We start from the raw sequence: 24,173 nt of genomic DNA on the forward strand, positions 1-24,173 counted from the left end.
AGACTAATGCGCGCGGCAACCAAGCCTGGCCGTAGGCTGGGTAGGTGAGTTCCAGTGAGTTCCCCGTCACGTCTGCAGTAGGCCAGGACAAGGTTCCCGACCCCAACGAATCAGGCGCCATGGACAGTGACGTGCCCACACTTCGAGACCCTGTCCTCGTCGCCGCGTTCGAGGGCTGGAACGACGCCGCCGATGCCAGCAGCGGCGCCGTCGAGCATCTCGAACTGATCTGGGACGCCCAACCACTGGCCGAGCTCGATTCCGAGGACTACTACGACTACCAGGTCAATCGTCCCTCTGTTCGACAAGTGGACGGGGTCACCCGGGAGATCGTGTGGCCGGCCACACGACTGTCCGTGTGCACCCCTCCCAGCAGCGACCGCGACGTCGTTCTGCTCCACGGAATCGAACCGAACATGCGCTGGCGCAGCTTCTGCGATGACCTGCTCGAGTTGATCGGTCGACTCCAGATAAAGACGGTCGTAATCCTCGGCGCGCTGCTTGCGGACACCCCACATACACGTCCTGTTCCGGTCACGGGCAGCGCGTACAGCAGCGAAGCTGCGGCGAGGTTCAGGCTCGAGCAGACCAGGTACGAAGGACCGACCGGTATCACCGGCGTGCTACAGGACGCCTGTGTCAGGGCCGGCGTACCTGCTGTGTCGTTCTGGGCGGCCGTGCCCCACTACGTCTCCCAGCCACCGAATCCCAAGGCGACAATGGCGTTGCTGCAACGGGTCGAGGAAGTCCTCGACATCGAAGTCCCACTCGGCGAACTACCGTCGCAGGCCGAGGACTGGCAACAAGCTGTCACGGAGATGACGGCAGACGACGAGGAGATCGGTGACTACGTTCGTTCCCTCGAGGAGCGCGGCGATGCCGAGACCGATATCTCCGATGCCATCTCGAAAATCGATGGTGACGCCCTGGCAGCCGAGTTCGAGCGTTACCTACGCAGACGAGGTGGTCCCGGCACCTTCGGGCTGTGACGGAGAGTCAACCGGATCGATTCGCAAACCGGTCGAACGCACGGCACTCCATGCCGGCGGATTCCTGTGTCGTGCATCTGGTGCCTACTTCACCGCCGTCGCGTAGATCCATCGCTTCGACAGGTCGGCAAGCTCCTCGGGAAGCTTTGCAACCGTCCTGCGGTATCTCGCTGCCAACTCGAAGGGATATTCGTCCTGCACCGTCCATCCGTGTTCGGCCAGCCAAAGCGATGGATCAGCACGTTCGTCCGAGTAGAGCAACTCCGTGATGTCGATGGCGCCGAACAGATTCTTGTCGAAGTACTTCTCCCGGGCCTCGGCAAAGCGCTGTATATCACCGCCCCCCGCGTAGTTGTCTACGACGACTCGACTACCGGGCGGTGAGAGTTCGTCGATCCGGCTGAACAGCGCATCGTGGGCTGTACCGGGAAGGAATGGCAGGAGCCCTTCCGCCGACCACGCGACGGGCTTGGTGGGGTCGAAGCCCGCGGCTTCGAGTGCGGCCGGCCAGTCGTCGCGCAGATCGACGGCCACGGGGCGGCGATCGGCCTTCGGTCGGGCTTCGTGCTCGGCGAGGACCTTTCCTTTGAACTCGAGGACTTTCGGTTGGTCGATCTCGAACACGGTGGTGTCCGGTGGCCAGTCGAGTCGATACGCGCGGGCGTCGAGTCCGGCCGCGAGAATGACTGCCTGCCGCACCCCCGACGCTGCGGCCGACAGGAAGAAGTCGTCGAAGAACTTGGTCCGCACACTCACAAGAGCGGCCGAGGGGTCCGAGAATATGTCTCCCACCGATGTCGGGTCGGCCAGCATCGCTGTGAAATGCGGTTCGCCTGCCGCCGCAACGAACCAGGGCGCGAACTCATCCCGAACCAGAGCATCCGGTTCGCTCGACTCCAGGGCCCGGAAGGTAGCCACCCCCAGCGCGGTCAGCCCCACACTGTCGACGATGCTCCACGAATCTCCATCAGACCGCATCTCTGACCACCTCTACAACCTCGTCGCAGGCTCGAACGCACCGACTCGCGACGAGGACGACACCCCAGCCTGACCAGCCACATCAGCGCCACAATCCAGCGAGGTCATGAGACCTCACCGGACTGCTCGGTCAGCCCGTCGAGGCGATCGACTTCCCGAAAGCCTACTCTCGCCCTGCCAGCCATCTCACCGGTCACGCGGACGCCCCGAGCGGATGCTCGCGATACTCGCGGACATTCCTTGCGTCTACGCGAACCGAGCTCTGAGCGTCTGGAGTTGTTGGTAATTGGCGACGCTGGGACTGGACGAGCGCTGGGACTGGATTTGTCGGTTGAGTGCGTGCCCGGTTGCCGTTTATTCGTACAATTATTGTGTTCCGTCCCCGACCGATTAGGTCGATGCGCGGCCGGAGTTCAAGTTGCCAGCGATGGGCCGGGTGCCCGTTTTCCGAGGCCGAGCAAGATGTCGACTGAATCACGGCGCTGTGCTGCTTCAGCTCAGGCCGCACTCCCCCGCGGGCAGACGTTGGTGCCCGACAAGTCCCACTCCCTCGCCGATCCTACGAACGGCTACGCCCCGCTCGGCCGCTCACCCAGAGCCCACTCCCCCGGTTGCCGTGAATGGCGCCGAAGGACCATGGCAGTGGATTTCTCGTCGCTACTTCGCCGCCGTCAGCCAGACCTTTTGCGTCGCCAGGTCGTCGAACTCCTCGGGAAACTCCGGGAACGGTCTGTCGTACTTGTCGGCCAGTTCGAGGGAAGTCGCACCCTGCACCGACCATCCGCGTTCGCTCAACCACCCCGGAGGATCGGTCCGCTCGTCCGCGTAGAACAACTCCGACACATCGAGATCGCCGAACGGATCGTGGCCGCCGAACAGACTCTTGTCCATGAACTTGTCTCGCATCGCATTGAAGCGCTGTATCGTGCTGCTGTCGCCGAAGTTGTCGACGGCGAGTTGGCTACCGGGAGTGGAGAGTTCGTCGATCCGACTGAACAGCGCATCGTGGGCTGCACCGGGAAGGTAGGGCAGGAGCCCTTCGATCGACCACGCGACGGGCTTGGCGCGGTCGAAGCCCGCGGCTTCGAGTGCGGCCGGCCAGTCGTCGCGCAGATCGACGGCCACGGGGCGGCGATCGGCCTTCGGCCGGGCTTCGTGCTCGGCGAGGACCTTTCCTTTGAACTCGAGGACTTTCGGTTGGTCGACCTCGAACACGGTGGTGTCCGGTGGCCATTCGAGTCGATACGCGCGGGCGTCGAGTCCGGCCGCGATAATGACCGCCTGCCGCACGCCCGACGCCGCGGCCGACAGGAAGAAATCGTCGAAGAACTTCGTCCGCACACCCATGTACCCGACGAAGGGCATGTCCTTCAGCGCCGACGAGTCGGCCAGCAACTCGGTGAAATGGTGTTCGCCTGCCGCCGCGACGAACCAGGGCGCGAAGTCATCCCGAACCAGGGCATCCTGCTCGTCCGACTCCACGGCCCGGAAGGCAGCCACTGCTAGCGCGGTCAGCCCCACACTGTCGACGATGCTCCACGAATCTCCGTCAGACCGCATCTTTGACCACCTTTACAACCTCGTCGCTGGTTCGCTCGCGACACCACAACCTGACCAGGCCACATCGGTGCCGCTGTCCAGCGAATTCGCCAATGTCCCACCGGGCCGACGTACCAGCCAGTCGAGACGATCCACTTCCCAAAGCCTACGCGCGCATCGCCCCTGTTCTCAGGGTTGCGGCAGCGCTCCCCTGCTCCAGCGCCGTGGTGACTGGGCCACTATTTCACCGCCGTCACCCAGGCCAGGCGCTTGGAGAGGTCGTCGAACTCCTCGGGAAGCTCAGGAAACGGTCTGTCGTACTTGTCGGCCAGTTCGAGGGAAGTCGCACCCTGCACCGACCATCCGTGTTCACTCAACCACCCCGGCGGATCGGCCCGCTCGTCCGCGTAGAACAACTCCGACACATCGAGATCACCGAACGGATTGGTGCCGAAGAACTTGTCGGGCATCGCACTGAAGCGCTGTAACGTGCTGCTGTCGGTGAAGCTGTCGATGGCGACTCGACTACCGGGCGGTGAGAGTTCGTCGATCCGGCTGAACAGCGCATCGTGGGCTGTACCGGGAAGGAATGGCAGGAGCCCTTCCGCCGACCACGCGACGGGCTTGGTGGGGTCGAAGCCCGCGGCTTCGAGTGCGGCCGGCCAGTCGTCGCGCAGATCGACGGCCACGGGGCGGCGATCGGCCTTCGGTCGGGCTTCGTGCTCGGCGAGGACCTTTCCTTTGAACTCGAGGACTTTCGGTTGGTCGATCTCGAACACGGTGGTGTCCGGTGGCCAGTCGAGTCGATACGCGCGGGCGTCGAGCCCGGCCGCGAGAATGACTGCCTGCCGCACCCCCGACGCTGCGGCCGACAGGAAGAAATCGTCGAAGAACTTCGTCCGCACACCCATGAAGCCGGCAAAGGGAATGCCCTGCAGCGACGACGAGTCGGCCAGTAACTCTGTGAAGTGGTGTTCGCCCGCCGCCGCGACGAACCAGGACGCGAAGTCATCCCGAATCAAAGCATCCGGTTCGCTCGACTCCAGGGCCCGGAAGGTAGCCACCCCCAGCGCGGTCAGCCCCACGCTGTCCACGATGCTCCACGAATCTCCGTCAGATCGCATCTTTGGCCACCTTTACAACCTCGTCGCCGGTTCGCTCGCAACACCACAACCTGACCAGGTCACATCAGCGCTACTGTCCAGCGAATTCGCCAATGTCCCACCGGGCCGACATACCAGCCAGTCGAGACGATCCACTTCCCAAAGCCTACGCTCGGATCCCGCTTCGATCTTGTGTCGATCCGGCGTCCGCGGCTCGGTTTCGAGTCTTCGGCGACGGTCGAGCCGGGGGTGTCGGGAAGGTGCTGCTGTCGGGAAATGTTGACTGAGTATCCGAACGCAGCGATCGAGTTTATTCAGCTTATTTTGCAGTTCCGTACGCGACCGATTATGTGCTCAAGATCATCGCACTGCAGGTCAGTGCCCAAAGGTGCCGTTTCTCGAGCCGATCCCGACATCCACACGGCTCGGAGCGGGCCGCTCCGCTCGGAGCGCGCTCTCCCGGGTTCGACGATGGCGTCCCGCAAGTCCTGCTCCCTCGTGACTGCATCGGCGCTCCTGTCACCCCGCTCCCCCACCGGTGAGGTGACGCCCTCCCGGCAAGTCTGATCGGGGTTTGCGCGCCCTCATGGTGCAAAAACCGTCAGTAGGTGTCGTATGAAAGAACGAGTTCGTAGCCGCTGTCGCTGTGTCCCGCGATGGACAGGTCAGCGCCGCCACGTAGGTCGACCAGACTGCCGGTACCCATGCCCGGCAGTACTTCCATTCGTACCGACACAGACCCCTGATCTTGACTGCCGATGTGTTGGAACACACATGTCCCCTCATGCCCGCCGATCGAGCCCTCGAAGCGTTCGACGCCGAGAACCGGTGCGACATCGGCCTTGTACGTGATCAGGTAGGCCAGCGAACTGGTTCCCTCGATGTCCCCTGTGTACGAGTAGTGAACGATCGCTTGGGTGGCGCCACGTTTGGGGTAGTAGACGCCACCGGCGGTCATGCCTTCGCCATCTATGTCGAATATCGGCGATTCCGACCACGATTCGATGCAGAACTTGCCAATTGCAGTCTCTGAGTACGTCATGTCTCCAAACTCTAAATACGTGACAGCAGACCGTTCTTGAACAAACGCGACAGTATGATGAGCGAATGTCGAGTGCGCCAGGACATCCTGAAGCGATTGTCCGACCAACGGCCGCCGCGCGTGCATTCGAAGTCGAGCGGATCGCTCCACGAGAAGAGTTGGCCGAATTCGTCGACTACCACTGGCTGGTCAGATGGTCGGACCAGAAGCCGTATCAACAGCAAGTAGTCCCTCAGCCACGCGTTCATATCGCCGCCGAGGATGGGCAGCTATTGGTTCACGGGATTTCCCGCAAGCCGTTCTACCGAACGCTGGTGGGAACTGGGCATGTACTGGGAGCTGCGTTCCACGCTGGAGGATTCCGGTCGCTCACGAGAAGCACCGTTGCAGCGATTTCGGGAACAGTCCAACCCGGACGGCATCTTCTAGCCGGCGACGACAGACCGGTCGCGGAACAAATTCTTGCCAGTACCGACACCGCCGAGATGGTCGAAGCATTCGAGCGGTACATACTGCTGACTCGTCCCGTCCCCGATCCCACTGGACGGGAAATCACGGACTTGGTCCACGAGGCTCAATGCCGTCGCGACATAGTCCGAGCCGATCAGCTTGCCGCGCATGCCGGCTGCAGTTTGCGTACCCTGCAACGACTCTTCGCCGAGTACGTCGGAATCGGGCCGAAGTGGGTAATTCAGAGGTTTCGCATACTCGACGCAACCGCCGCCGCCCACTCCGGCCACCCGATCGATTGGTCAGCACTCGCCCACCAACTGGGATTCAGTGACCAAGCTCACCTGACTCGGGTCTTCACTCTGATAGTCGGAACACCCCCAGCTGCCTACCAGCGCGCGAACGACACGCTCTAGGCTCCGACTCGCTCAACAGCTCGATGCGAAGACCTGTTGTGCCGGGACGGGACCTTTCTACGGATTCGGATTACCTTGTCGCGCAGCCAAGGCCATACGTCGTCGCTGTGTGGAATCGTCGATCGACGATGATTTCGGGTGAAATCGGGTGCCCTGGTGGATGCGCAGTGCGACGTGACATTGTTCTGTTTATAAATGGTTCCGTCGCGGACCGACTTTGCTACACTCGCGTGATGGTGGATCAGGAGAATGCCGAGTTTGCGGGTCATGGCGCCAAGGTGCCGTTTCCGAAGCCAGAGCGTGACATCGACCTGTACCGACGGGCGATCGCCACACTCCGGGCCGCGCTCCCCCAGGGTTGGACGCTCGCGTCCGGCAAGTCTCGCTCTCTTGCCGATGCACCCGAGCGCCTGTTGGTCGGCTCCCCCGGCGGTGAGGTCGCGTCCTTCTCGGTAATTCCGGCACGCGGTGTACTCGCGGGCGACGCCGCCCGGTTCGCCGACGGGCTCTCGGGGTCCGATCGGGGATTCGTTTGTGCTCGATACCTTTCCGAACCCGTTCGCCGTCAACTAGACGCCAGAGGTCTGTCCTACGCCGACGCGACTGGCAACACCTCACTGTCCGCCGACCGGCCCGCGATCTGGGTACGCGATCGCGGTGCCGATGCGGACCCGTGGCGCGGACCTGGGCGTCCTGCCGCCCAGTTGACAGGCGACCCAGCCGCGCGTGTAGTACGCGCGCTCGCTGATCATTCGGGCCAACTGACGGTCCCGGAACTCATCCGACTATCCGGGGCGTCAACTGGGGCGACCTACAGGGTTGTCGAAACCTTGGAAGAACGAGATCTCCTCGAGCGGCTCCCCCGTGGCCCGATCACCAGCGTTCGGTGGCAGCAAATGCTGCGCGCCTGGAGCAGCGATGCAAACTTCGGGGACTGCCCCACAGTCGGCTACTTTGCGCCAGAAGGAGTGCGATCGTTCCTGACACGACTGGGGAAACACTCCGATCACCTCTACGCGGTGACCGGCTCAGTCGCGGCTGCCGCATTCGCCGAATACGCGCCGGCGCATCAGGTACAGATCTATGCCGATCACGATGAGGCACTGGCCCGTGCGCTCGAACTACGGCCCGTCGACGAAGGCGCCAACGTCCTCATCGCCACCCCCCGATCAGCGGCGGTGTTCGAGCGCACTCTCTTCCGCGACAACGTCCGCCTGGTCGCCCCGACACAGGCGTTCGCCGACCTTCTCGCCGGAACCGGTCGTCACCCGCAAGAAGCGGAGCACCTCCTCGAGTGGCTGACTGAGAACGTAGACGAGTGGAGAACACCACTCCGCGCACCGGAATCTCCGTGACTGTCAGCGTCCCGGCACGACTAGTCCGAGCTTCGGGGCCGTTGCCCACGCCTCACCGCTCGAGAGTCGCGTACGGGCACTGAATCCGCGGGATGTACATTTCGTAGCCTCACCGAGTGAGTGGATAGATCCCGACCGACGTGGGGATCCGTTCGCACAAAATAGGAGTACCGGGTTGGCTATCGGAGTTGGGCTCAGGATCGGCACTGTCGTATCCACTGCGGTTGTGGCGTCGAACGATCCGGGCTCACCGGATCCGATTGTCATCGCCAGAGACACCGTCCTGCACATGTGCCCAGACGGCACAGCGATTCTCGGAGGGTCCGCACCTCGTTCCTTCGGCGAGACCCATACAGTTTCGGCGTTCCTTCCCAGCGTGGGCAATCCAGCTGGCGTCGAAGTTGGTGACGGGTCCCGTTTCCGTGCCGAAGACCTCGTAGCCGGCTCGATGCGCTGCCTGCTCAGGGAATGCGAACCCCTTCCCGATCACGGCGGGCGTACCGGTGGTGCTCCCGACATTTTCGCCGCATATCCGACCCGATGGGACTCGGCTACAGTTGCGGCACTGCGCGACGCACTGGATTACGCTGACATGTCGTACTTGTCCTTGGTCTCGGACGCCGAAGCGGCGGCGGCGTGGTTCGAGTCCGAGATCGCTGAGCGTCCCGGTCAGCTGGTCGGCATCTACCATGTCGACGACACCGGAGCGACCGTCGCATTGATCCGATCCGGCGTCGAGGCAGGAAAAGCGTTCCGATTCCCCTCCGGTGGCACCCCCACAGCGCAGCTCGCCACAGCACTTGGGGCGTTCGGTTGGCTGCCGAGCAACCTCGACGCCGTCGTCGTAACCGGCGACGGGTTGATCGCGCGAGATTCCGCAGCCGTGCAGGGGCTTGCGGACACTGTGAGCGAGAAGTTTGACGTTCGCTGCGTCGTGGGTCCCGGGCCCGAGCAGACGGCAGCCCTTGGGGCCGCGATCCGAGCCGCCGGCTTCAACCCGACCACGCACAAGATCACTCCCATCGGGTTGCCGCCCTCCTACGAAGTCACCGAGGTGATAGAGGCCCTTGCCGACACCGACACCGACACCGACACCGAGGCCGAACTCAATTCCGACGCACAGGAAAAACCATCTGTTTCAGCCGCTGTCGTGGCCGACACTCCTGCCCGCACTTCCGTTTCCACGCAGGTCAAGGACGATCCCGTCACGGTAGCCACTGCCACGCAGGTCCAGGATGATCCCGCCACGGTAGCCACTGCCACGCGTGCCGGTAACAAGCCCGTCCCCGACGCCAGTTCGCGGGACTCCTGGCTCATGGCGGCCGCGGTCGGAGTTGTACTCGTGCTGTTCGCGATCGTCTTCGTGTGGCTCGTCCTCTGATCCTGGCTCAGTGACTGGTCTGAAGGGGGCAAGGCGTATCGAAACAGTCTTTGCCGGCTCGCCAGAGGTTCGGCTAATTATGCGTTTCCGTCGCGGGCTGATAACGCTCACTCGATGGCACAGGACGTTGCCGTGCGCCGCGTTCTGGCAATGTCGATTGACCTGTCGTCAGGGCGAATCGAACCGCGTTTCACCCGATTGCTCGTCCGACGGCTTCGCGGAACCGATCGGGGGGTGTCAGGACAGGCAGATACCGAGGAGGGCATCCACCGCGGTGGCAAACTCTCTCGGCGCGTTCGCATCGGAGCCGCCGTTGTCGAGAGCGCGACGGGCCCAGCCGTCGAGGGCGTCGAGCGCCTTCGGGGTGTCGAGGTCGTCCGCCAGGTGCTGGCGCAACCGCGCGATCGTGTCGGTGGCAGACTGCGCCGACCTCAGCGCAGCAGCATCCCTCCACAATGCCAATCTTGCACTCGCCTCAGCGAGCACCTGATCGGTCCAAGGTCGATCCTGCCGGTAGTGCTCGGACAACAGCCCCAATCGAATAGCAGCCGGGTCGACACCCTCACCTCGCAGCTTGGACACGAACACCAGATTGCCGCGACTCTTCGACATCTTCTCGCCGTCGAGACCGATCATTCCGGTGTGCACATAGTGGCGCGCGAAACGGCGGGCGCCGGTGGCCGCCTCGGCGTGCGCCGCCGAGAACTCGTGATGCGGGAAGATCAGGTCACTTCCACCGCCCTGCACGTCGAACCCCGATCCGATGCGGTTGAGCGCGATCGCCGAACATTCGATGTGCCAACCAGGACGCCCCGGTCCGAATGGAGACGGCCAGGACGGCTCGCCGACACGAGCTGCCCGCCAAATCAGGGCGTCGAGAGGATTCTGCTTCCCGGCGCGGTCTGGATCACCACCACGCTCAGCGAAGAACTTCCCCATCGTCTCGCGGTCGTAGCCGGACTCGTAGCCGAACTGCTCTGTCGCGTCAGCCCGGAAGTACACGTCGGGAAACTCGGGGTCGTCGACGGTGTACGCGGCACCGGAGGCGACGAACTTCTCGATCATCTCGATCACTTCGCCCATCGACTCGACGGCACCGATGTAGTCGCGTGGGGGCAGGACTCGAAGCGCCTCCATGTCTTCGCGGAACAGCGCCGTCTCCCGCATCCCGAGAACGACCCAGTCTTCGCCGTCGCGGTTGGCTCGCTCGAACAGCGGATCGTCGATGTCGGTGACGTTCTGCACGTAGTGCACGTCGTGCCCGGCGTCGCGCCAGATCCGATTCACCAGATCGAAGGTCAGGTACGTCGCTGCGTGACCGAGGTGGGTGGCGTCATAAGGTGTGATACCGCACACATACATGGTGGCTGTACGCCCCGGTGTAACCGGACGGACCTGCCGGTCGGCGGTATCGAACAATCGCAGCGGGGGCCCCTGGCCGGCGACGGACGGAACAGGGATTTCGGACCAAGACTGCATGACAGTGAGCCTAATGGACCCACCATTGCGGCTCGACGGGAGCCGCCCCCACTCAGAACGCAGGCCACGGTATGGGCCGACGACCTCTCGGACGAGGCATGACCGGAGCCGCGACCAGGTCGACGGCACGCTCGTAAAGTGCGACCACCTCGTCCGGTGTTATGTACGCACCCAAGCGAACACCGAAGTCCCCCTCGAGCGAGGAGATCAGTCCACCGACGTCGGCGACAAGAGTTCCCGGCACTTCCGTCCCGGCCCACCCCCACAACACGGTCCGCAGCTTGTTCTCGGTGTGCAGGCAGATGCCGTGGTCGACACCATAAACGGAGCCGTCCAGACCTTCTAGTGCGTGGCCGCCCTTGCGGTCGGCATTGTTGATCAGGACGTCGAGAACTGCCATTCGCTGCAGCCGAGGGTCGTCGGCGTGTATGAGCACGATCGGGTTGCCCTCCATATCGGTGGCCTGCAGGATCGCGAACCACCCCTCGGGCACCGCGTCGGGTGTGCAGATGTCGACCAGATCAAGGCCGGCGGCGCCATCACCATGGCGGTCTGGAGTATCTATCCATCGCTGTACCATTCCGCGACCAAAAGGTCCCTCACGCAACACCGTGTGAGGAATTACGCTCCAGCCGAGTTGCTCGGATACCAGGTATGACGCGTACTCCCGTCCGGCAAGTGTGCCGTCCGGGAAGTCCCACAACGCACGCTCCCCACGGATCGGCTTGTAGACGCACCGAACAGAATTCGCCCCGGACACTGCGTCGCAGACCAGAGTGGCATTGCTGGCGTCCGTAATCCGACCGATGAGAGTCAACTCGCCCGACTCCAAGGCATCGGACTCCTCGGCAGACAACTTCAATCCTCCTGATCGCCTTCCGAAGTGAGTCCGAAGCTCTGACCTCGGCGGTATCCGTTGGTTCGAATACAGATGTGACCCTCTGGGGCGAGCGGTTCCGTACACAACGGACACGGTGCACGCCCGGCGGCGATGACTCGTTCGGATCGCAGCGAAAAGTCTCGTGCCTGCAACGGGGAGAGAAAGACGCGGACGGCGTCCGGACCGTCCTCGGAGTCGTCGAGGACAACGGAATCGTCGAACTCGGTTTCGCTGACGGCGAGTAATTCGACCACTACGGACTCAGCGTCCGCATCCCAGCCCAGCCCCATCGTGCCAACCCTGAACTCGACCTCGATCGGGGTCACGAGCGGGCTGACATCGTCGAGTTGAGCCCCTTCCGGTGGCACCTCGGTGCCGAACCGCCGATGTACTTCTTCGAGGAGGAGCCCCATCCGATCGGCGAGCACCTGAACTTGCTGCTTCTCCAACAAGACGCTGATCACGCGCGTCTCGTGCACAGCCTGGAGATAGAAGGACCTGTCGCCCGGCTCACCCACCGTTCCTGCAATGAATCGGTCAGGAGTGCGGAATACGTGAATTGCGCGTGACATTGCACCTCCTTCAACTGGAGCTGGGCACTGCTGCGCCGCTCACTCGTTGTTCCGTTTCGGGCTGCTCCTTACAGCATGCTGCATTCATTATCCGTCAATCGTCACAACCGGACCTCCCCCCCTGGCACCGATCCGGATACTTCGGTGCTCGCAGACTTCGGTGGCGTGTTCACACCCGCCAGATCCGCCCCCGTGTCATTCATCTTCAGCACGTATGGGCGCGTAGAGGTGTAGCGGACGACGCTGATCGAAGCTGGTTCGGCAACAATCCTCTGGAATCCGTCGAGATGCGCGCCGAGGGCATCCGCAAGGATCGATTTGATGACGTCGCCATGGGTGCACGCCACCCACACCACGTCCCGGCCGTGCAGCTCCGCCAGCCTCGTGTCGTGCTCCCGGACCGCTGCCACAGCCCGGGCCTGGACTTGTGCCAGACCCTCTCCTCCCGGAAACACCGCCGCAGACGCGTGCTGCTGCACGACCTTCCACAGTGACTCCTGGAGCAGGCCCTCCAGCTTGCGCCCGGTCCACTCGCCGTAGTCGACTTCGACGAGCCGGGGCTCCACGACGGGATTCAATCCACGCGCACGGGCGAGTGGACCGACCGTCTGCTCGCACCGGGCGAGCGGTGAATGCACTATCTCCTCAACTGCCACGTCAGACAGCCGGGATACGACAGCCTCCGCCTGCTCGCGGCCGCGGTCGTCGAGTTCAACCCCCGGCAACCGGCCGGCGAGCGTGCGCGCGGTATTGGACGTAGAGCGCCCATGTCGTAGAAGGACAACTGTCATTGACTCAGCCTATGTCGCGCACTCTCCGACCGTGTGATCTCAGGTGGCCGAAACCACACCGGTCGCGAGAAGCGAGAGCACCACGACGCCGAGGACGATGCGGTATCCGACAAACCAATACATGGAATGGTTGACGACGAATCGGAGCAGCCATGCGATCGACGCGTAGCCGACTGCAAACGCAAGCATGGTGGCGACGAACAACTGTGGGCCACTGGCGTCGAGTCCTTCACCCACCGGTTCGAATGCGTCGGGAAGGCTGAAGAGACCTGATGCCACGACGGCGGGTATCGCGAGGAGAAAGGAATAGCGGGCCGCGGCCTCACGAGTGAGCCCGAGGAAGAGGCCTGCGCTGATCGTGCCACCCGACCTGGAGACGCCGGGGATCAAGGCCAACGCCTGAGCCGAACCCATGATGATGCCGTCCCGGGCGCGAAGGTCCTCGATGGGACGCACCTTGCGCCCGTAATACTCGGCCGCCGCAATGATCAACGCGAAGACGATCAGCATCGTCGCGATCAACCACAAGTTTCGGGCGACGGTACGGATCTGATCCTTGAACAGGAACCCGAGCACACCAACCGGAATCGTGCCGATAATCACGTACCAGCCCATCCGGTAGTCGAGATCACCTCGATGCTCGGGATGCAGCAGTCCCCGAAACCATGCGGCCACGATTCGTCCGATGTCGCGGGCGAAGTAGATGAGCACGGCCGCTTCGGTGCCGAGCTGGGTCACCGCGGTGAAGGACGCACCCGCGTCAGTACCGAAGAAGATCTCCGACACGATCCGAAGGTGGCCGGACGAGGAGATCGGCAGGAACTCGGTCAGCCCTTGGACCGTCCCCAGGACGATGGCCTGGAGCCAGGTCATCGCCTCCCCCATCACTGCGCGATCCCGTCGGACGTTCCATGCCGGTACCGATTCCCCTTGTCGCGTTCGCAATTCACCGGCGCCACCGTACCGGCAAAGGAGACCTCCGGCAGAATCCGGCGTGGCAAGGCCGCGACCACGCGATACCCCACTAGTCTGCTGTGGTGGCCAGTCCCGGGAGCCAACCCTTGCCTCCCGGTCAATACGAGACGCAGGCGGTTATGGAACAGAGATCGGTCGGAGCAAGCGGTTTACGAGTGTCACGGCTCGGTCTGGGCACCCTCAATTGGGGTCGGGACACCGACGGCGATGAAGCCGCCGCACAGATCGCAGCTTTCGTCGACGCAGGTGGAACACTCGTAGACACCTCACCCGCATACGGCGACGGTGTGGCGCAGAGGATCTTGTCGGAGCTCCTCGACGACGTGGTGGCGCGAACCGACCTCGTTCTGAGCTCCAGCGCGGGAATCAACCTCAAGGGGCCCTCGCGGATCGACTGCTCGCGAAGGGGTCTCATCACTCAACTCGACGCCACCCTGCGCGAACTCGGCACCGACTACCTCGACATGTGGCAGGTGGCTGCATGGGATCCGTTCACCCCTGTCGACGAGGTCGCCGCCACTCTCGACTATGCGGTGTCGAGTGGCCGCGTGCGATACGCCGGAGTCAGGGGGTACCTGGGGTGGCAATTGGCCACTGCGGCAGGCGCTTGCCGATCCACGACTCTCGTTGCCACCCAGGCCGAATACTCACTGCTGGCACGGGGGGTCGAAGAAGAACTCGTTCCGGCCGCCACACATCACGGAGTCGGCGTGTTCGCGGCGGTGCCGTTAGCTCGCGGAGTCCTGACCGGCAAGTACCGGAACGGTATTCCCGTCGACTCGCGCGGCGCCGACGATGCGCACGCGGATGACGTCAACAGTTACCTCGCCGGTTCCTCTGCCGGTGTCGTGGACGCTGTCGTGACGGCGGCCGATGGTCTCGGAACCTCCCCGCTGGCTGTCGCACTCGCTTGGGTTCGCGACCGTCCCGGCGTCGCGAGCGCGGTGGTCGGGGCCAGGGACATCGCACAGCTGACCGGGGTGCTGGTCGCCGAGGAGCTCAGCCTTCCACGCGCGATCGCATCGGCGCTCGATGACGTCAGCGCCTAGCTGAGCGGATCAGGGGGCGATCACAATCCGAGACGGCTGAGCACCGCTCGGACGGTAGTTCCGTCTTCTTGGCCGTCAACCGACGAATCGGGATGGGTTACCGCATCTCGCACGACGGCGATGACGCTGCGCTCGTCGGTCAGGTCGATCTCGCGGACCGATCGCTGGGCTGACGCCACGACGTCATCGGGGGTCGGAACCTCGGTTTCGGCGTTCACCCGATATATCTCGACATGCATGGTGCTCTTGCGTACCCGGAATGCGTAGGAGTTGCCGTCTGCTGTGGTGCCGAAGCCGTGCGCGTACGCTCCGACCGAGATGTCTTCGACAGTGAAAGTCGGTGTTGCAGGTATCTCCATGGAATTCTCCTCGATTTCCTCACATCGGCATCCGAGAGATGGCCGAACAGAGGTCGATGTTGCTCACGGTATCGCTTCCGAACCCGCTCGGCGACGACCAATTAGGTGAGCGTTTCGTGGATCGGCAATGCTAGTGGACAGTTGTACAGGTACAGCTCGATGAAAGAACCTTTAGGAGTAGAACATGGCCGGACCGGGAGCGCGCGCCGTCGCCACATGTATCGGATTAGCATTCCTCCTGGTCGCAGGCTGCTCTTCTAGTTCCGATGAGGACGCACCGGTAACGATCGAACCCGCGAGTGCCGCGCAGTCTCCACCCCAGAACGCCGTGCCCGACGGTATCGTCCACCCCGTCGACCAGCCGATCGATTCGATCACGTTCGACCCCGAGACACAGACAGCTGTGGTTTTGGAGAACGCCGAAAACCGGATTCTGCTGCTCCGCGGCGACGACCTCACCGCGCCTGCGCGCACAATCGATCTGGATGGGGCCGTTGCCCAGGTCTCGTCGGCAGCTGGCGGTGTTGCCCTTCTCGCCATGAACAAGCAGGTAGGACGCCTGAACTTGAGCACAGGAGAACTTTCGTTCGTGCCCGCAGACGGCGATGTGCGGTCGGTCGCCCAACTCCCCGACGGCCGAATCGCCATGGGCCTCGGCAATGGCGAGATTCACATAGAGGACACCGTCACAGGTGAGTCACAAGTAATCGACGGATTGACCTCGGTCGACGGACTGGCCGTGGTCGGCGACACACTCACCGCACTCGACCGCAGTCAGACGTCCGTCACGGAGGTCGACATGGCCGACTCCTCGCTCGGCCTCGCCTTGCGGGCCGGTGAAGGTGCCACGCAGCTCACCACCGACCACTACGGGCGGATCCTGGTCACCGATACCAAAGGCAACGAACTGCTCGCCTACACCACCGACGACCTGATGCTCCGCCAGCGATTCCCCGCCGGGCCATCACCCTACGCAGTCGCCTACGACGACCAATCGGACCGGGCCTGGGTCACTTTGACCGGGACCAACGAAGTGGTCGGATTCGACCTTTCCAGCGGTGTGGGAGTTGAAACAGCCCGTTATTCCACCGTCCGGCAGCCGAACTCCGTCGCGGTCGATACCGTAAACGGAGACCTCCTGATCGGTTCCGCGACGGGAGACGGCCTGCAGCAGATCCCGACGAGGAGCCCGTAGATGTCATTGCATTCACGTCACGTCCCCTCCGGATGGGAACGCGAGTCCGAAGAATTCGAGTACGTGCCGCTTCGACTACCACCCGACGTCACGCGTGTCAGTGCATCGATGAGATTGGCGATACAGGCAGAGTTCGGGGGCTGGGAACTGTCGCGGGTCCGCCTGTACTCCGACGGGAGCCGCCGAGTATTGCTCAAGCGAAGGAAGACCGCTCACCATGTCCCCGACCCCGCAATCTAGGGAGACCTTCTTGTACCACCTGCTCTTGCGGGTAATGTTTCTCGTTCCCCCGGAAAGGATTCATCACCTGGCCTTCGCCGCAATACGGTTCGTCACCCGGTTTGCGCCCCTGCGCCAACTGGTCGCCAAGGTACTCGTCGTGGACGATCCGGTTCTGCGGAACAAGGTGTTCGGGGTCGACTTCCCGGCCCCGCTCGGGCTCGCTGCCGGATTCGACAAGGACGCGAAGGGCGTCGACGCGTGGGGTCCCCTCGGTTTCGGCTTCGCGGAAGTAGGTACTGTCACGGCCCAGGCACAGCCCGGCAATGCGGCGCCGCGACTGTTCCGGTTGCCGGCCGATCGCGCGCTGATCAACCGGATGGGTTTCAACAACCACGGCGCGGGTAGCGCCGCCAACCATCTTCGCCGGCGGCGGCCCGGTGTTCCGATCGCTGCGAATATCGGCAAGACCAAGGTGGTCGACGCTGCTGACGCACCTGCCGACTACACGGCGAGTGCACAACTCCTCGGCCCGCTGGCAGACTTCGTGGTGGTCAATGTCAGCTCACCCAACACACCAGGACTGCGAGATCTCCAGGCCGTCGAATCGCTACGGCCCTTGCTGCGCGCGGTCCTCGACACCGTGAACATCCCGGTTCTGGTCAAGATCGCTCCCGACCTGTCTGACGAGGACGTCGACGCGGTCGCAGATCTCGCCATAGAACTCGATCTCGCCGGAATCGTCGCAACCAACACGACAGTTCGACGAGATGGTCTGAAGACCCCGGAAGCGGAGATCAGCGCGATTGGTGCGGGCGGATTGTCCGGCGCTCCGGTCGCCGAACGGTCTCTCGAAGTACTCCGCCGCCTGCATGCGCGGGCCGGCGGCCGCTTGGTGTTGATTTCCGTCGGCGGCATCGAGACAGCTGACCAGGCATGGGAGCGCATTCTGGCGGGCGCGTCCCTGGTGCAGGGATACACCGGCTTCATCTACGGTGGCCCCTTCTGGGCACGCCGTATCCACAAAGGACTTGCCCAAAAGGTGCGCGCCGCGGGCTACCGCAACATCGCCGACGCAATCGGGGCGGGCGCCGTCCGGTGACCAACTCCGACCTCACTGTGCCCCGACACGACCGTCCGGTTCGCCGGGGCACCTTTCGAGGTCGGTCTACCGCTCGTACGTCCCTGTGATCGTGGCCCGTGCAAGGGAATGCTGGAAGAGATTGAAACCCAGGAAGGCGGGAGTCGAGTCTTCCGTTACGCCGTCGAGAGCCTCCACGTCGACAGCGTGAACCGCGACGATGTAGCGGTGCGGTCCGTGGCCCGGCGGTGGCGCCGCGCCGAGAAAACGGCGCAGGCCGCCGTCGTTCTTCAATGTGATCGCACCGTGTGGGAGGCCGGTGCCGGTGTCGTCACCGGCACCGGTCGCCAGAGTGGTCGTCTCGGCTGGAATGTTCGCCACGGCCCAGTGCCAGAACCCGGACGCGGTCGGCGCGTCCGGGTCGTACACGGTCACCGCGAAACTCTTGGTCCCAGTCGGAAAACCTGACCACGACAACTGTGGTGAGTCGTCTCGGCCGCCTGCGCCGAAGATTCCGCTGACCTGGCCGTTCTTCAGTGGCTGACCGTCAGTGACATCGGTGGATGTCAGCTCGAAGCCTGGCAGATCGGGTAGTGCATCGTACGGATTCGACATGCGGTTCCTTTCATTTCTCGTATCGGTGTCTCGGGGTCAGCTGTGGCGCAGGAAATGTTCCAGCACGCGCGTGCCGAACTTCAGTGCATCGATAGGGACTCGTTCGTCGACACCATGGAACAGCGCGGTGAAGTCGAGGTCGGGTGGCAACTGCAGCGGGGAGAATCCGAAGCATCGAATGCCGAGCTTCGCGAACGCCTTGGCGTCGGTTCCTCCCGACAACATGTACGGCACCGTCCGGGCCCCCGGATCGTGGGCGAGGATCGCCTTGTTCATGGCATCCACGAGATCACCGTCGAACGTGGTCTCGTAGGAGTCGAGGTCAGTAATCCACTCGCGCTCGACGTCTGGTCCGATGAGCTGGTCGACAGTCGCCTCGAACTCTGCCAGCCTGCCGGGCAGGATTCTGCAGTCGACCACTGCCTCCGCAGTCTGCGGAATGACGTTGGCCTTGTATCCAGCGGACAGCATCGTCGGATTGGCGGTGTCGCGCAGGGTAGCTCCGATGAGGTTTGCGATAGTCCCAAGTTTTTCGAGCGCACCATCAATGTCCGGCGACGTCGGGTTCAAGTCCAACCCCGTCTCCTCCCCCACCACGTCAAGGAATTCGGCCACCGAATCCGATACGACCAACGGGAACGTGTGTGCTCCCAGCCGAGCGACCGCCTGCGCAAGGGTGGTGACGGCGTTGTCGGTGTGCAGGAACGAGCCGTGCCCGGCCCTGCCCTTGGCTGTCAGTTTCATCCATTTGAGACTCTTCTCGGCGGACTGCACGAGATAGAGCCGCCGCTCGGTACCGTCCGGGCGTGGAACGGTCAGGGAGAAACCCCCGACCTCGCCGATCGCCTCGGTTACCCCTTCGAAAAGGTCGGGTCGATTTGCGACCAGCCACTGGCACCCATACGCACCGCCTGCCTCCTCGTCGGCCACGAATGCGAACACGAGATCGCGTGGCGGCACGATTGCCTCTGTCTTGAATTGGCGGGCGACCGCCAACATCATGCCGACCATGTCCTTCATGTCGACAGCTCCGCGACCCCATACGTAGCCGTCTTCGACGGCGCCGGAAAAGGGGTGAACACGCCAGTCGGCAGGCTCGGCGGGCACCACGTCGAGGTGGCCGTGCAGCATCAGCGCACCGCGGTCTGGATTCGAGCCTTTCAGCCGTGCAAACACGTTGCCGCGCCCCGGCGCCCCGGACTCCACGTACTCGGTCTCGTATCCGACTTCCTCGAGTTTGGCTGCCACCCATTGCGCACACTCGCGCTCGCCCTTCGTCGTGGCAAGCTCTCCTGTGTTGCTGGTGTCGAATCGGATCAGTGCACTGACGAGCTCCACGACCTCAGCTTCGGCGCTACCCTGGCCTGGGGTTCTCTGTTTTGTTGGCACCCCACTTTCCTACCACCTGAACAGCACAAATGCTGCGGTGCGAGGTGCGATTTGGGCCGTGGCGCTTCATAAGTTAATCTTTTTCAGCACCCCGGAAAGGGAGCACGCAGGTCCGAGTGGCGGAATGGCAGACGCGCTAGCTTGAGGTGCTAGTGTCCTATTAACGGACGTGGGGGTTCAAGTCCCCCCTCGGACACTCTGAGTTGAGACAGACGAGAAGGCCCCGGTTCATCGAACCGGGGCCTTCTTCGTGAGAGGCGAAGTTCGATGGGTGAAGCAACAACGGCAATCGATCCAGCGGATCTCGAGATCTGTTTGCGGGTTCTCGATCAGGCGGCGGGCCTCGACGATTCGGATCCCGACTCCATCACCCTCCAGCGGGCTGTGGGACACCTCTTCAAGAAGCTGAAGAAGAGAAGGCGGATCACGGCCCGCAACGCCACCACCGAGGCCGACCGCCGTGTGGTGGCCGCGACGGCGACCGGATCACCCGACCGTATCGACGACGAGACCGCCGGAATCCCCCTGACATCGAATACCGACGGCGCCATCGCCGGCACATTGATCCGGCCCCGCCCCTGCTACATCTGCAAGCAGCGCTACACCCAGGTCGATGCCTTCTACCACCAACTCTGCCCGAACTGTGCAGCCAAGAGTCGCGCGAAGAGAGACGCACGGACGGACCTTACGGGGCGCCGGGCTCTGCTGACCGGGGGTCGCGCCAAGATCGGCATGTACATCGCGCTGCGTCTACTCCGCGACGGCGCACACACGACGATCACCACCCGGTTCCCCAACGACGCGATCCGACGGTTCAAGTCGATGGAGGACAGCGGCGACTGGATTCACCGGTTGCGGGTGGTGGGCATCGACCTGCGAGACCCTGCTCAGGTGGTAGCCCTAGCTGATTCCGTTGCGGCGCAAGGCCCGCTGGATATTCTGATCAACAATGCGGCGCAGACGGTGCGTCGTTCTGCCGGCGCATACAGTGCGCTGGTGGAAGCAGAGTCCGGCGCACTCCCAACAGGTGATCTTCCCGATGTCCTGACGTTCGGGAAGACGAGCGACGCGCACCCTTCCGCCCTGACCGGCTCGTTGTCGGATGTGTCGGCGACGGCTGGTTCCGGACTGTCGCCCGATGCGATCAGCTCACTAGCGCTCGTTGCCAAGTCGGCATCACCGGATCGGATCGATCAAAGCCTCGCCGTCGACGCCGGGGGACTGTTGCCCGACCTGACACACTCGAACAGTTGGGTCCAGACTGTGGAGGCAGTCGACCCGGTCGAACTCCTCGAAGTTCAGCTTTGCAACTCGGTTGCCCCATTCATCCTGGTCTCCCGACTTCGTGCCGCTATGGCGGCATCCGAGGCCCACCGCAAATACGTAGTCAATGTCTCCGCTATGGAGGGACAGTTCAGCCGCGCTTACAAGGGGCCTGGCCACCCGCACACCAACATGGCAAAGGCTGCACTGAACATGCTGACCCGCACCAGTGCCAAAGAGATGCTGGAAGACGGAATCCTCATGACCGCGGTAGACACTGGCTGGATCACAGACGAGCGGCCGCACTACACCAAGATGCGTTTGGCCGACGAAGGCTTTCACGCCCCTCTCGACCTCGTCGACGGTGCCGCCCGCGTCTACGACCCGATCGTCCAGGGTGAGCAGGGTGTCGACCTGTACGGCTGCTTCCTGAAGGATTACCAACCCTCCCCCTGGTGATCGCGCACGGTTCCAGCACGCCTGGTGAACACGACCCGGCGAGAACATCTGGCTCGAGCTTCGACGGGACCGATCCCTTCTCCGCACGGTGATAATGGGTTCGTACGTCGTCGAAACGGAGGCACGTGATGGCGATAGCCGTTGTCCACCGAGATAGTCCCGAAGGCAGGGCGGCGATCGTCTATGCCGCCCGCATCGCCATTCGAAGACACGAGCAGTTGGAGGTCCTGCACGTGTTGGACGACGCGTTCGGCGGCGATACCGAGTCCGACCGATCCGCTCTTCGCGCCGAGGTTCAGGCCGTTCTCGAAAACGGCGAGGTCGGTGAGTCGCCTTGGGAACTGCGCACCAACGAGCACAACGGGGATCAATTGAGCGCCCTTCAGTCACTCGTCGACAGCAGCGGTGCCGACCTATTGGTAGTAGGCATGCGGCGCCAGTCCCCGATCGGCAAGTTCCTCCTCGAACGATGGCTGCAACGCCTCCTCCTCGAGGTCGAGGTTCCGATCTTGGTGGTCAAGGAAGATGCGTACAGCGCAGCCTGAGCCTCAGCCCCGAACAGCAGCATAAACGCATAAAATAGATAGAGATACTCGGACACAAGGGGGTGCATCGATGGGCAACGCAGCATTGTTCGGTGCACTCGCAGATGTCACCGCCGCCATGCACATGACCTTCATCCTGTATGTCGTGCTCGGCGGCTTCCTCGCGTGGCGCTGGCCGCGCACGATCGTTCTTCACGTTGCCGCCGCAACGTGGGGATTCACCGGTCTCCTCGTCGGCATCGACTGCCCGTTGACACACCTCGAGAGTTGGGCCCGGGTCCAGGCGGGGCAGAGCCCACTCCCCTCCACCGGATTCATCGACCACTACCTCACCGGGGTCGTCTATCCCCAGGCTGCTGCGGGGTTGGTCCAAACCCTGGTGGCGCTCGGCGTCATCGTTTCTTGGCTCGGGTACATAGTTCTCCGGATCAGGGCCCGTGGAACTGCCACAGCGCAGCACCGCAGCCTCCAGTTCTCACACAGCCCTCACCACACCGGCGGTTGATTTCTCCCAATCCGGTTCACGGTTCGGTGCCATGACCGCCGGCATATTCCGTTGCGTTCTAAGTATTTTCAACTTCGCGTGCCGCCAGCGCTTGGATTCGCGAGGCGCACCATCACCACAGCAATGCCCTTCCAGACAGCCGCCACCCGACTAGTAGGGTCATGCCATGACCGACAGCACACGTGAACTTGACCTTGTCGTATACGGGGCCACCGGCTTCGTAGGCAAGCTTCTCGCCGACTACCTTGCGCAACACGCTCCGGACGGCGTCCGCATCGCGCTCGCGGGACGATCTGCCGCCAAACTCGAGTCGGTGCGATCCTCCCTCGGCCCGAGAGCAGCCGAGTGGCCCGTGATAGTTGCCGATTCCGACGACTCCGACGCAATCGCGGATATGGCGCGCCGTACCCGTGTCGTTGCAACCACGGTGGGCCCCTACGCGAAATACGGACACGGCCTAGCCGCGGCGTGTGCGGACTCGGGTACCGACTATGTGGACTTGACCGGTGAGGTTCTATTCGTCCGCGACAGCATCGATGCCAACCACGATCGGGCTCGTGAGACCGGCGCCCGGATCGTGCACTCCTGCGGGTTCGACTCGATACCGTCCGATCTGGGCACGCACGTGCTGTATGAGGCCGTGCAGGCCGCCGGCGCCGGCGAACTCACCGATACAACACTCGTTGTCACGTCCATGCGCGGTGGAGTGAGCGGCGGCACGATCGATTCGATGCGCACCCAAGTCGATGTGTCGAAGAAGAATCCGTCGTTGCGTCGCCTCGCGGCCTCACCGTACTCGCTGAGCCCCGACCGCTCACGGGAACCGGACCTCGGAAAGCAACCCGACATGACCGTGGTGAAGGGAGGCGACGTCGCACCCGAGGTGAAGGGGTGGCAGGCACCCTTCGTCATGGCGTCCTACAACACTCGGATAGTGCGTCGCAGCAACGCACTCCGCGATTGGGCCTACGGGCGGAAGTTCAAGTACCGCGAGGTGATGAGCGTCGGGTCCTCCCCCGCTTCGCCAGTGCTCGCGGGTGCGGTCGCCGCCGGACTCGGCGGTCTGCTCGTCGGCATGACGCTCGCGCCCACCCGATACGTTCTCGACCGCGTCCTGCCCTCACCTGGTGAAGGTCCCAGCGAGGAAAGCCAGCGCAAGGGCCACTTCACGGTGGACCTGTACACGACCACGACGAGCGGCGCCCGGTACACGTCACGAGTGGGGGCGAAGGGCGACCCCGGATACAGCGCCACCGCGGTCATGCTTGGAGAATCCGCACTGAGCCTCGTCCTCGGTGGTGACGCGCTGCCGGACGCCGCCGGGGTCCTCACACCCGCAACGGCTTTGGGTGACGTTCTGGTGAACCGGCTACGCGATGCCGGATTCGAGATCTCCGCGCGAAAACTGTGAGTCGATGGGCGCGTGCGGTGGATCGTCACCGCACGCGCCCACCTCCTCGCTTGCCAGACCTCACGCGCAACTCGGCTCTTCAGCAGCAGGTGCGAAAGCTCGCGCAGTCCGACACCCACACACGGTCCCGGAG

The 24,173-nt window shown here is 63.4% G+C and carries 24 protein-coding genes and 1 tRNA gene; 13 read left to right on the plus strand and 12 right to left on the minus strand.

What is annotated here, in order from left to right; all coding sequences use genetic code 11:
• Window positions 1-44: 44 nt before the first annotated feature.
• Window positions 45-989 (plus strand): PAC2 family protein, encoded by a 945-nt coding sequence (locus tag AB0I57_RS09025; RefSeq protein WP_358332794.1) that lies wholly within the window; start codon window positions 45-47, stop codon window positions 987-989.
• An 84-nt stretch (window positions 990-1,073) separates the two neighbouring features.
• On the opposite strand, the gene AB0I57_RS09030 is transcribed toward AB0I57_RS09025, so the two are convergent.
• The 4 genes from AB0I57_RS09030 to AB0I57_RS09045 form a co-directional block, all read right to left on the minus strand.
• The gene (locus tag AB0I57_RS09030) at window positions 1,074-1,967 is read right to left on the minus strand and encodes a class I SAM-dependent methyltransferase (protein WP_358332796.1); all 894 of its coding nucleotides are present in this window, start codon (window positions 1,965-1,967) and stop codon (window positions 1,074-1,076) included.
• Window positions 1,968-2,624: 657 nt separating this feature from the next.
• Complete coding sequence (locus AB0I57_RS09035) at window positions 2,625-3,527, minus strand: class I SAM-dependent methyltransferase (RefSeq protein ID WP_358332799.1); 903 nt, start codon at window positions 3,525-3,527, stop codon at window positions 2,625-2,627.
• Between the two features lie 218 nt (window positions 3,528-3,745).
• Window positions 3,746-4,630: a class I SAM-dependent methyltransferase gene (locus AB0I57_RS09040; RefSeq protein ID WP_358332801.1), complete on the minus strand. Its 885-nt coding sequence runs from the start codon at window positions 4,628-4,630 to the stop codon at window positions 3,746-3,748.
• A 580-nt stretch (window positions 4,631-5,210) separates the two neighbouring features.
• The gene (locus AB0I57_RS09045) at window positions 5,211-5,651 is read right to left on the minus strand and encodes a DUF3224 domain-containing protein (protein ID WP_358332803.1); all 441 of its coding nucleotides are present in this window, start codon (window positions 5,649-5,651) and stop codon (window positions 5,211-5,213) included.
• A 65-nt stretch (window positions 5,652-5,716) separates the two neighbouring features.
• Here AB0I57_RS09045 and AB0I57_RS09050 point away from each other — a divergent pair, with 65 nt between their 5' ends.
• The 3 genes from AB0I57_RS09050 (at window position 5,717) to AB0I57_RS09060 (ending at window position 9,253) form a co-directional block, all read left to right on the plus strand.
• Window positions 5,717-6,517: a helix-turn-helix domain-containing protein gene (locus AB0I57_RS09050; RefSeq protein ID WP_358332806.1), complete on the plus strand. Its 801-nt coding sequence runs from the start codon at window positions 5,717-5,719 to the stop codon at window positions 6,515-6,517.
• 233 nt (window positions 6,518-6,750) lie between these two features.
• Window positions 6,751-7,872, plus strand: a complete 1,122-nt coding sequence (locus AB0I57_RS09055; RefSeq protein ID WP_358332809.1) for a helix-turn-helix domain-containing protein — start codon at window positions 6,751-6,753, stop codon at window positions 7,870-7,872.
• 175 nt (window positions 7,873-8,047) lie between these two features.
• Window positions 8,048-9,253: a hypothetical protein gene (locus AB0I57_RS09060; RefSeq protein WP_358332812.1), complete on the plus strand. Its 1,206-nt coding sequence runs from the start codon at window positions 8,048-8,050 to the stop codon at window positions 9,251-9,253.
• A 237-nt stretch (window positions 9,254-9,490) separates the two neighbouring features.
• On the opposite strand, the gene mshC is transcribed toward AB0I57_RS09060, so the two are convergent.
• The 5 genes from mshC to AB0I57_RS09085 form a co-directional block, all read right to left on the minus strand.
• Window positions 9,491-10,732, minus strand: a complete 1,242-nt coding sequence (mshC, locus tag AB0I57_RS09065) for a cysteine--1-D-myo-inosityl 2-amino-2-deoxy-alpha-D-glucopyranoside ligase (RefSeq protein ID WP_358332815.1) — start codon at window positions 10,730-10,732, stop codon at window positions 9,491-9,493.
• Window positions 10,733-10,784: 52 nt separating this feature from the next.
• Window positions 10,785-11,588 carry an SCO1664 family protein gene (locus AB0I57_RS09070; RefSeq protein WP_358333315.1) on the minus strand — a complete coding sequence of 268 codons (804 nt, stop codon included), beginning with the start codon at window positions 11,586-11,588 and terminating at the stop codon, window positions 10,785-10,787.
• Window positions 11,589-11,590: 2 nt separating this feature from the next.
• A complete protein-coding gene (locus AB0I57_RS09075; protein ID WP_358332818.1) occupies window positions 11,591-12,184 on the minus strand; it encodes a DUF3090 domain-containing protein in 594 nt (197 codons plus the stop codon).
• 101 nt (window positions 12,185-12,285) lie between these two features.
• Window positions 12,286-12,975: a histidine phosphatase family protein gene (locus tag AB0I57_RS09080; protein ID WP_358332821.1), complete on the minus strand. Its 690-nt coding sequence runs from the start codon at window positions 12,973-12,975 to the stop codon at window positions 12,286-12,288.
• 39 nt (window positions 12,976-13,014) lie between these two features.
• Window positions 13,015-13,860: an undecaprenyl-diphosphate phosphatase gene (locus AB0I57_RS09085; RefSeq protein WP_358333317.1), complete on the minus strand. Its 846-nt coding sequence runs from the start codon at window positions 13,858-13,860 to the stop codon at window positions 13,015-13,017.
• Window positions 13,861-14,069: 209 nt separating this feature from the next.
• Between AB0I57_RS09085 and AB0I57_RS09090 the strand changes: the two genes are divergently transcribed.
• Complete coding sequence (locus AB0I57_RS09090; RefSeq protein ID WP_358333320.1) at window positions 14,070-14,999, plus strand: aldo/keto reductase; 930 nt, start codon at window positions 14,070-14,072, stop codon at window positions 14,997-14,999.
• A 20-nt stretch (window positions 15,000-15,019) separates the two neighbouring features.
• Here AB0I57_RS09090 and AB0I57_RS09095 read toward each other — a convergent pair whose 3' ends face one another.
• Complete coding sequence (locus tag AB0I57_RS09095) at window positions 15,020-15,358, minus strand: hypothetical protein (protein ID WP_358332824.1); 339 nt, start codon at window positions 15,356-15,358, stop codon at window positions 15,020-15,022.
• 184 nt (window positions 15,359-15,542) lie between these two features.
• Here AB0I57_RS09095 and AB0I57_RS09100 point away from each other — a divergent pair, with 184 nt between their 5' ends.
• Genes AB0I57_RS09100 through AB0I57_RS09110 form a run of 3 tightly spaced genes read left to right on the plus strand, consistent with a single transcriptional unit; the run spans window position 15,543 to window position 17,874 of the window.
• Window positions 15,543-16,553: a hypothetical protein gene (locus AB0I57_RS09100; RefSeq protein ID WP_358332827.1), complete on the plus strand. Its 1,011-nt coding sequence runs from the start codon at window positions 15,543-15,545 to the stop codon at window positions 16,551-16,553.
• Entirely contained in the window at window positions 16,554-16,793 is a 240-nt protein-coding gene (locus tag AB0I57_RS09105) for a DUF5703 family protein (protein ID WP_358332830.1), read from the plus strand.
• A 10-nt stretch (window positions 16,794-16,803) separates the two neighbouring features.
• Window positions 16,804-17,874: a quinone-dependent dihydroorotate dehydrogenase gene (locus tag AB0I57_RS09110; RefSeq protein ID WP_358332833.1), complete on the plus strand. Its 1,071-nt coding sequence runs from the start codon at window positions 16,804-16,806 to the stop codon at window positions 17,872-17,874.
• A 66-nt stretch (window positions 17,875-17,940) separates the two neighbouring features.
• On the opposite strand, the gene AB0I57_RS09115 is transcribed toward AB0I57_RS09110, so the two are convergent.
• Together AB0I57_RS09115 and AB0I57_RS09120 are read right to left on the minus strand one after the other, a co-directional pair.
• Window positions 17,941-18,468, minus strand: a complete 528-nt coding sequence (locus tag AB0I57_RS09115) for a YbhB/YbcL family Raf kinase inhibitor-like protein (protein ID WP_358332836.1) — start codon at window positions 18,466-18,468, stop codon at window positions 17,941-17,943.
• Window positions 18,469-18,504: 36 nt separating this feature from the next.
• Entirely contained in the window at window positions 18,505-19,857 is a 1,353-nt protein-coding gene (locus tag AB0I57_RS09120) for a M20/M25/M40 family metallo-hydrolase (protein WP_358332839.1), read from the minus strand.
• Between the two features lie 110 nt (window positions 19,858-19,967).
• Between AB0I57_RS09120 and AB0I57_RS09125 the strand changes: the two genes are divergently transcribed.
• The 5 genes from AB0I57_RS09125 to AB0I57_RS09145 all read left to right on the plus strand — a co-directional run bounded on the left by AB0I57_RS09125 (window position 19,968) and on the right by AB0I57_RS09145 (window position 24,040).
• Window positions 19,968-20,053: transfer RNA gene (locus tag AB0I57_RS09125), tRNA-Leu, on the plus strand.
• 71 nt (window positions 20,054-20,124) lie between these two features.
• Window positions 20,125-21,579, plus strand: coding sequence for an SDR family NAD(P)-dependent oxidoreductase (locus tag AB0I57_RS09130; RefSeq protein WP_358332842.1), 1,455 nt, complete (start codon window positions 20,125-20,127; stop codon window positions 21,577-21,579).
• A 128-nt stretch (window positions 21,580-21,707) separates the two neighbouring features.
• Window positions 21,708-22,124, plus strand: coding sequence for a universal stress protein (locus AB0I57_RS09135; protein ID WP_358332845.1), 417 nt, complete (start codon window positions 21,708-21,710; stop codon window positions 22,122-22,124).
• 70 nt (window positions 22,125-22,194) lie between these two features.
• On the plus strand, window positions 22,195-22,629 hold the full coding sequence (locus AB0I57_RS09140) for a DUF2784 domain-containing protein (RefSeq protein WP_358332848.1): 435 nt from the start codon (window positions 22,195-22,197) through the stop codon (window positions 22,627-22,629).
• Between the two features lie 166 nt (window positions 22,630-22,795).
• Window positions 22,796-24,040, plus strand: a complete 1,245-nt coding sequence (locus AB0I57_RS09145; RefSeq protein WP_358332852.1) for a saccharopine dehydrogenase NADP-binding domain-containing protein — start codon at window positions 22,796-22,798, stop codon at window positions 24,038-24,040.
• The last annotated feature ends 133 nt before the right edge of the window (window positions 24,041-24,173 follow it).

The organism is Rhodococcus sp. NPDC049939, from assembly GCF_040656415.1.
Taxonomy (GTDB): domain Bacteria; phylum Actinomycetota; class Actinomycetes; order Mycobacteriales; family Mycobacteriaceae; genus Rhodococcus_F.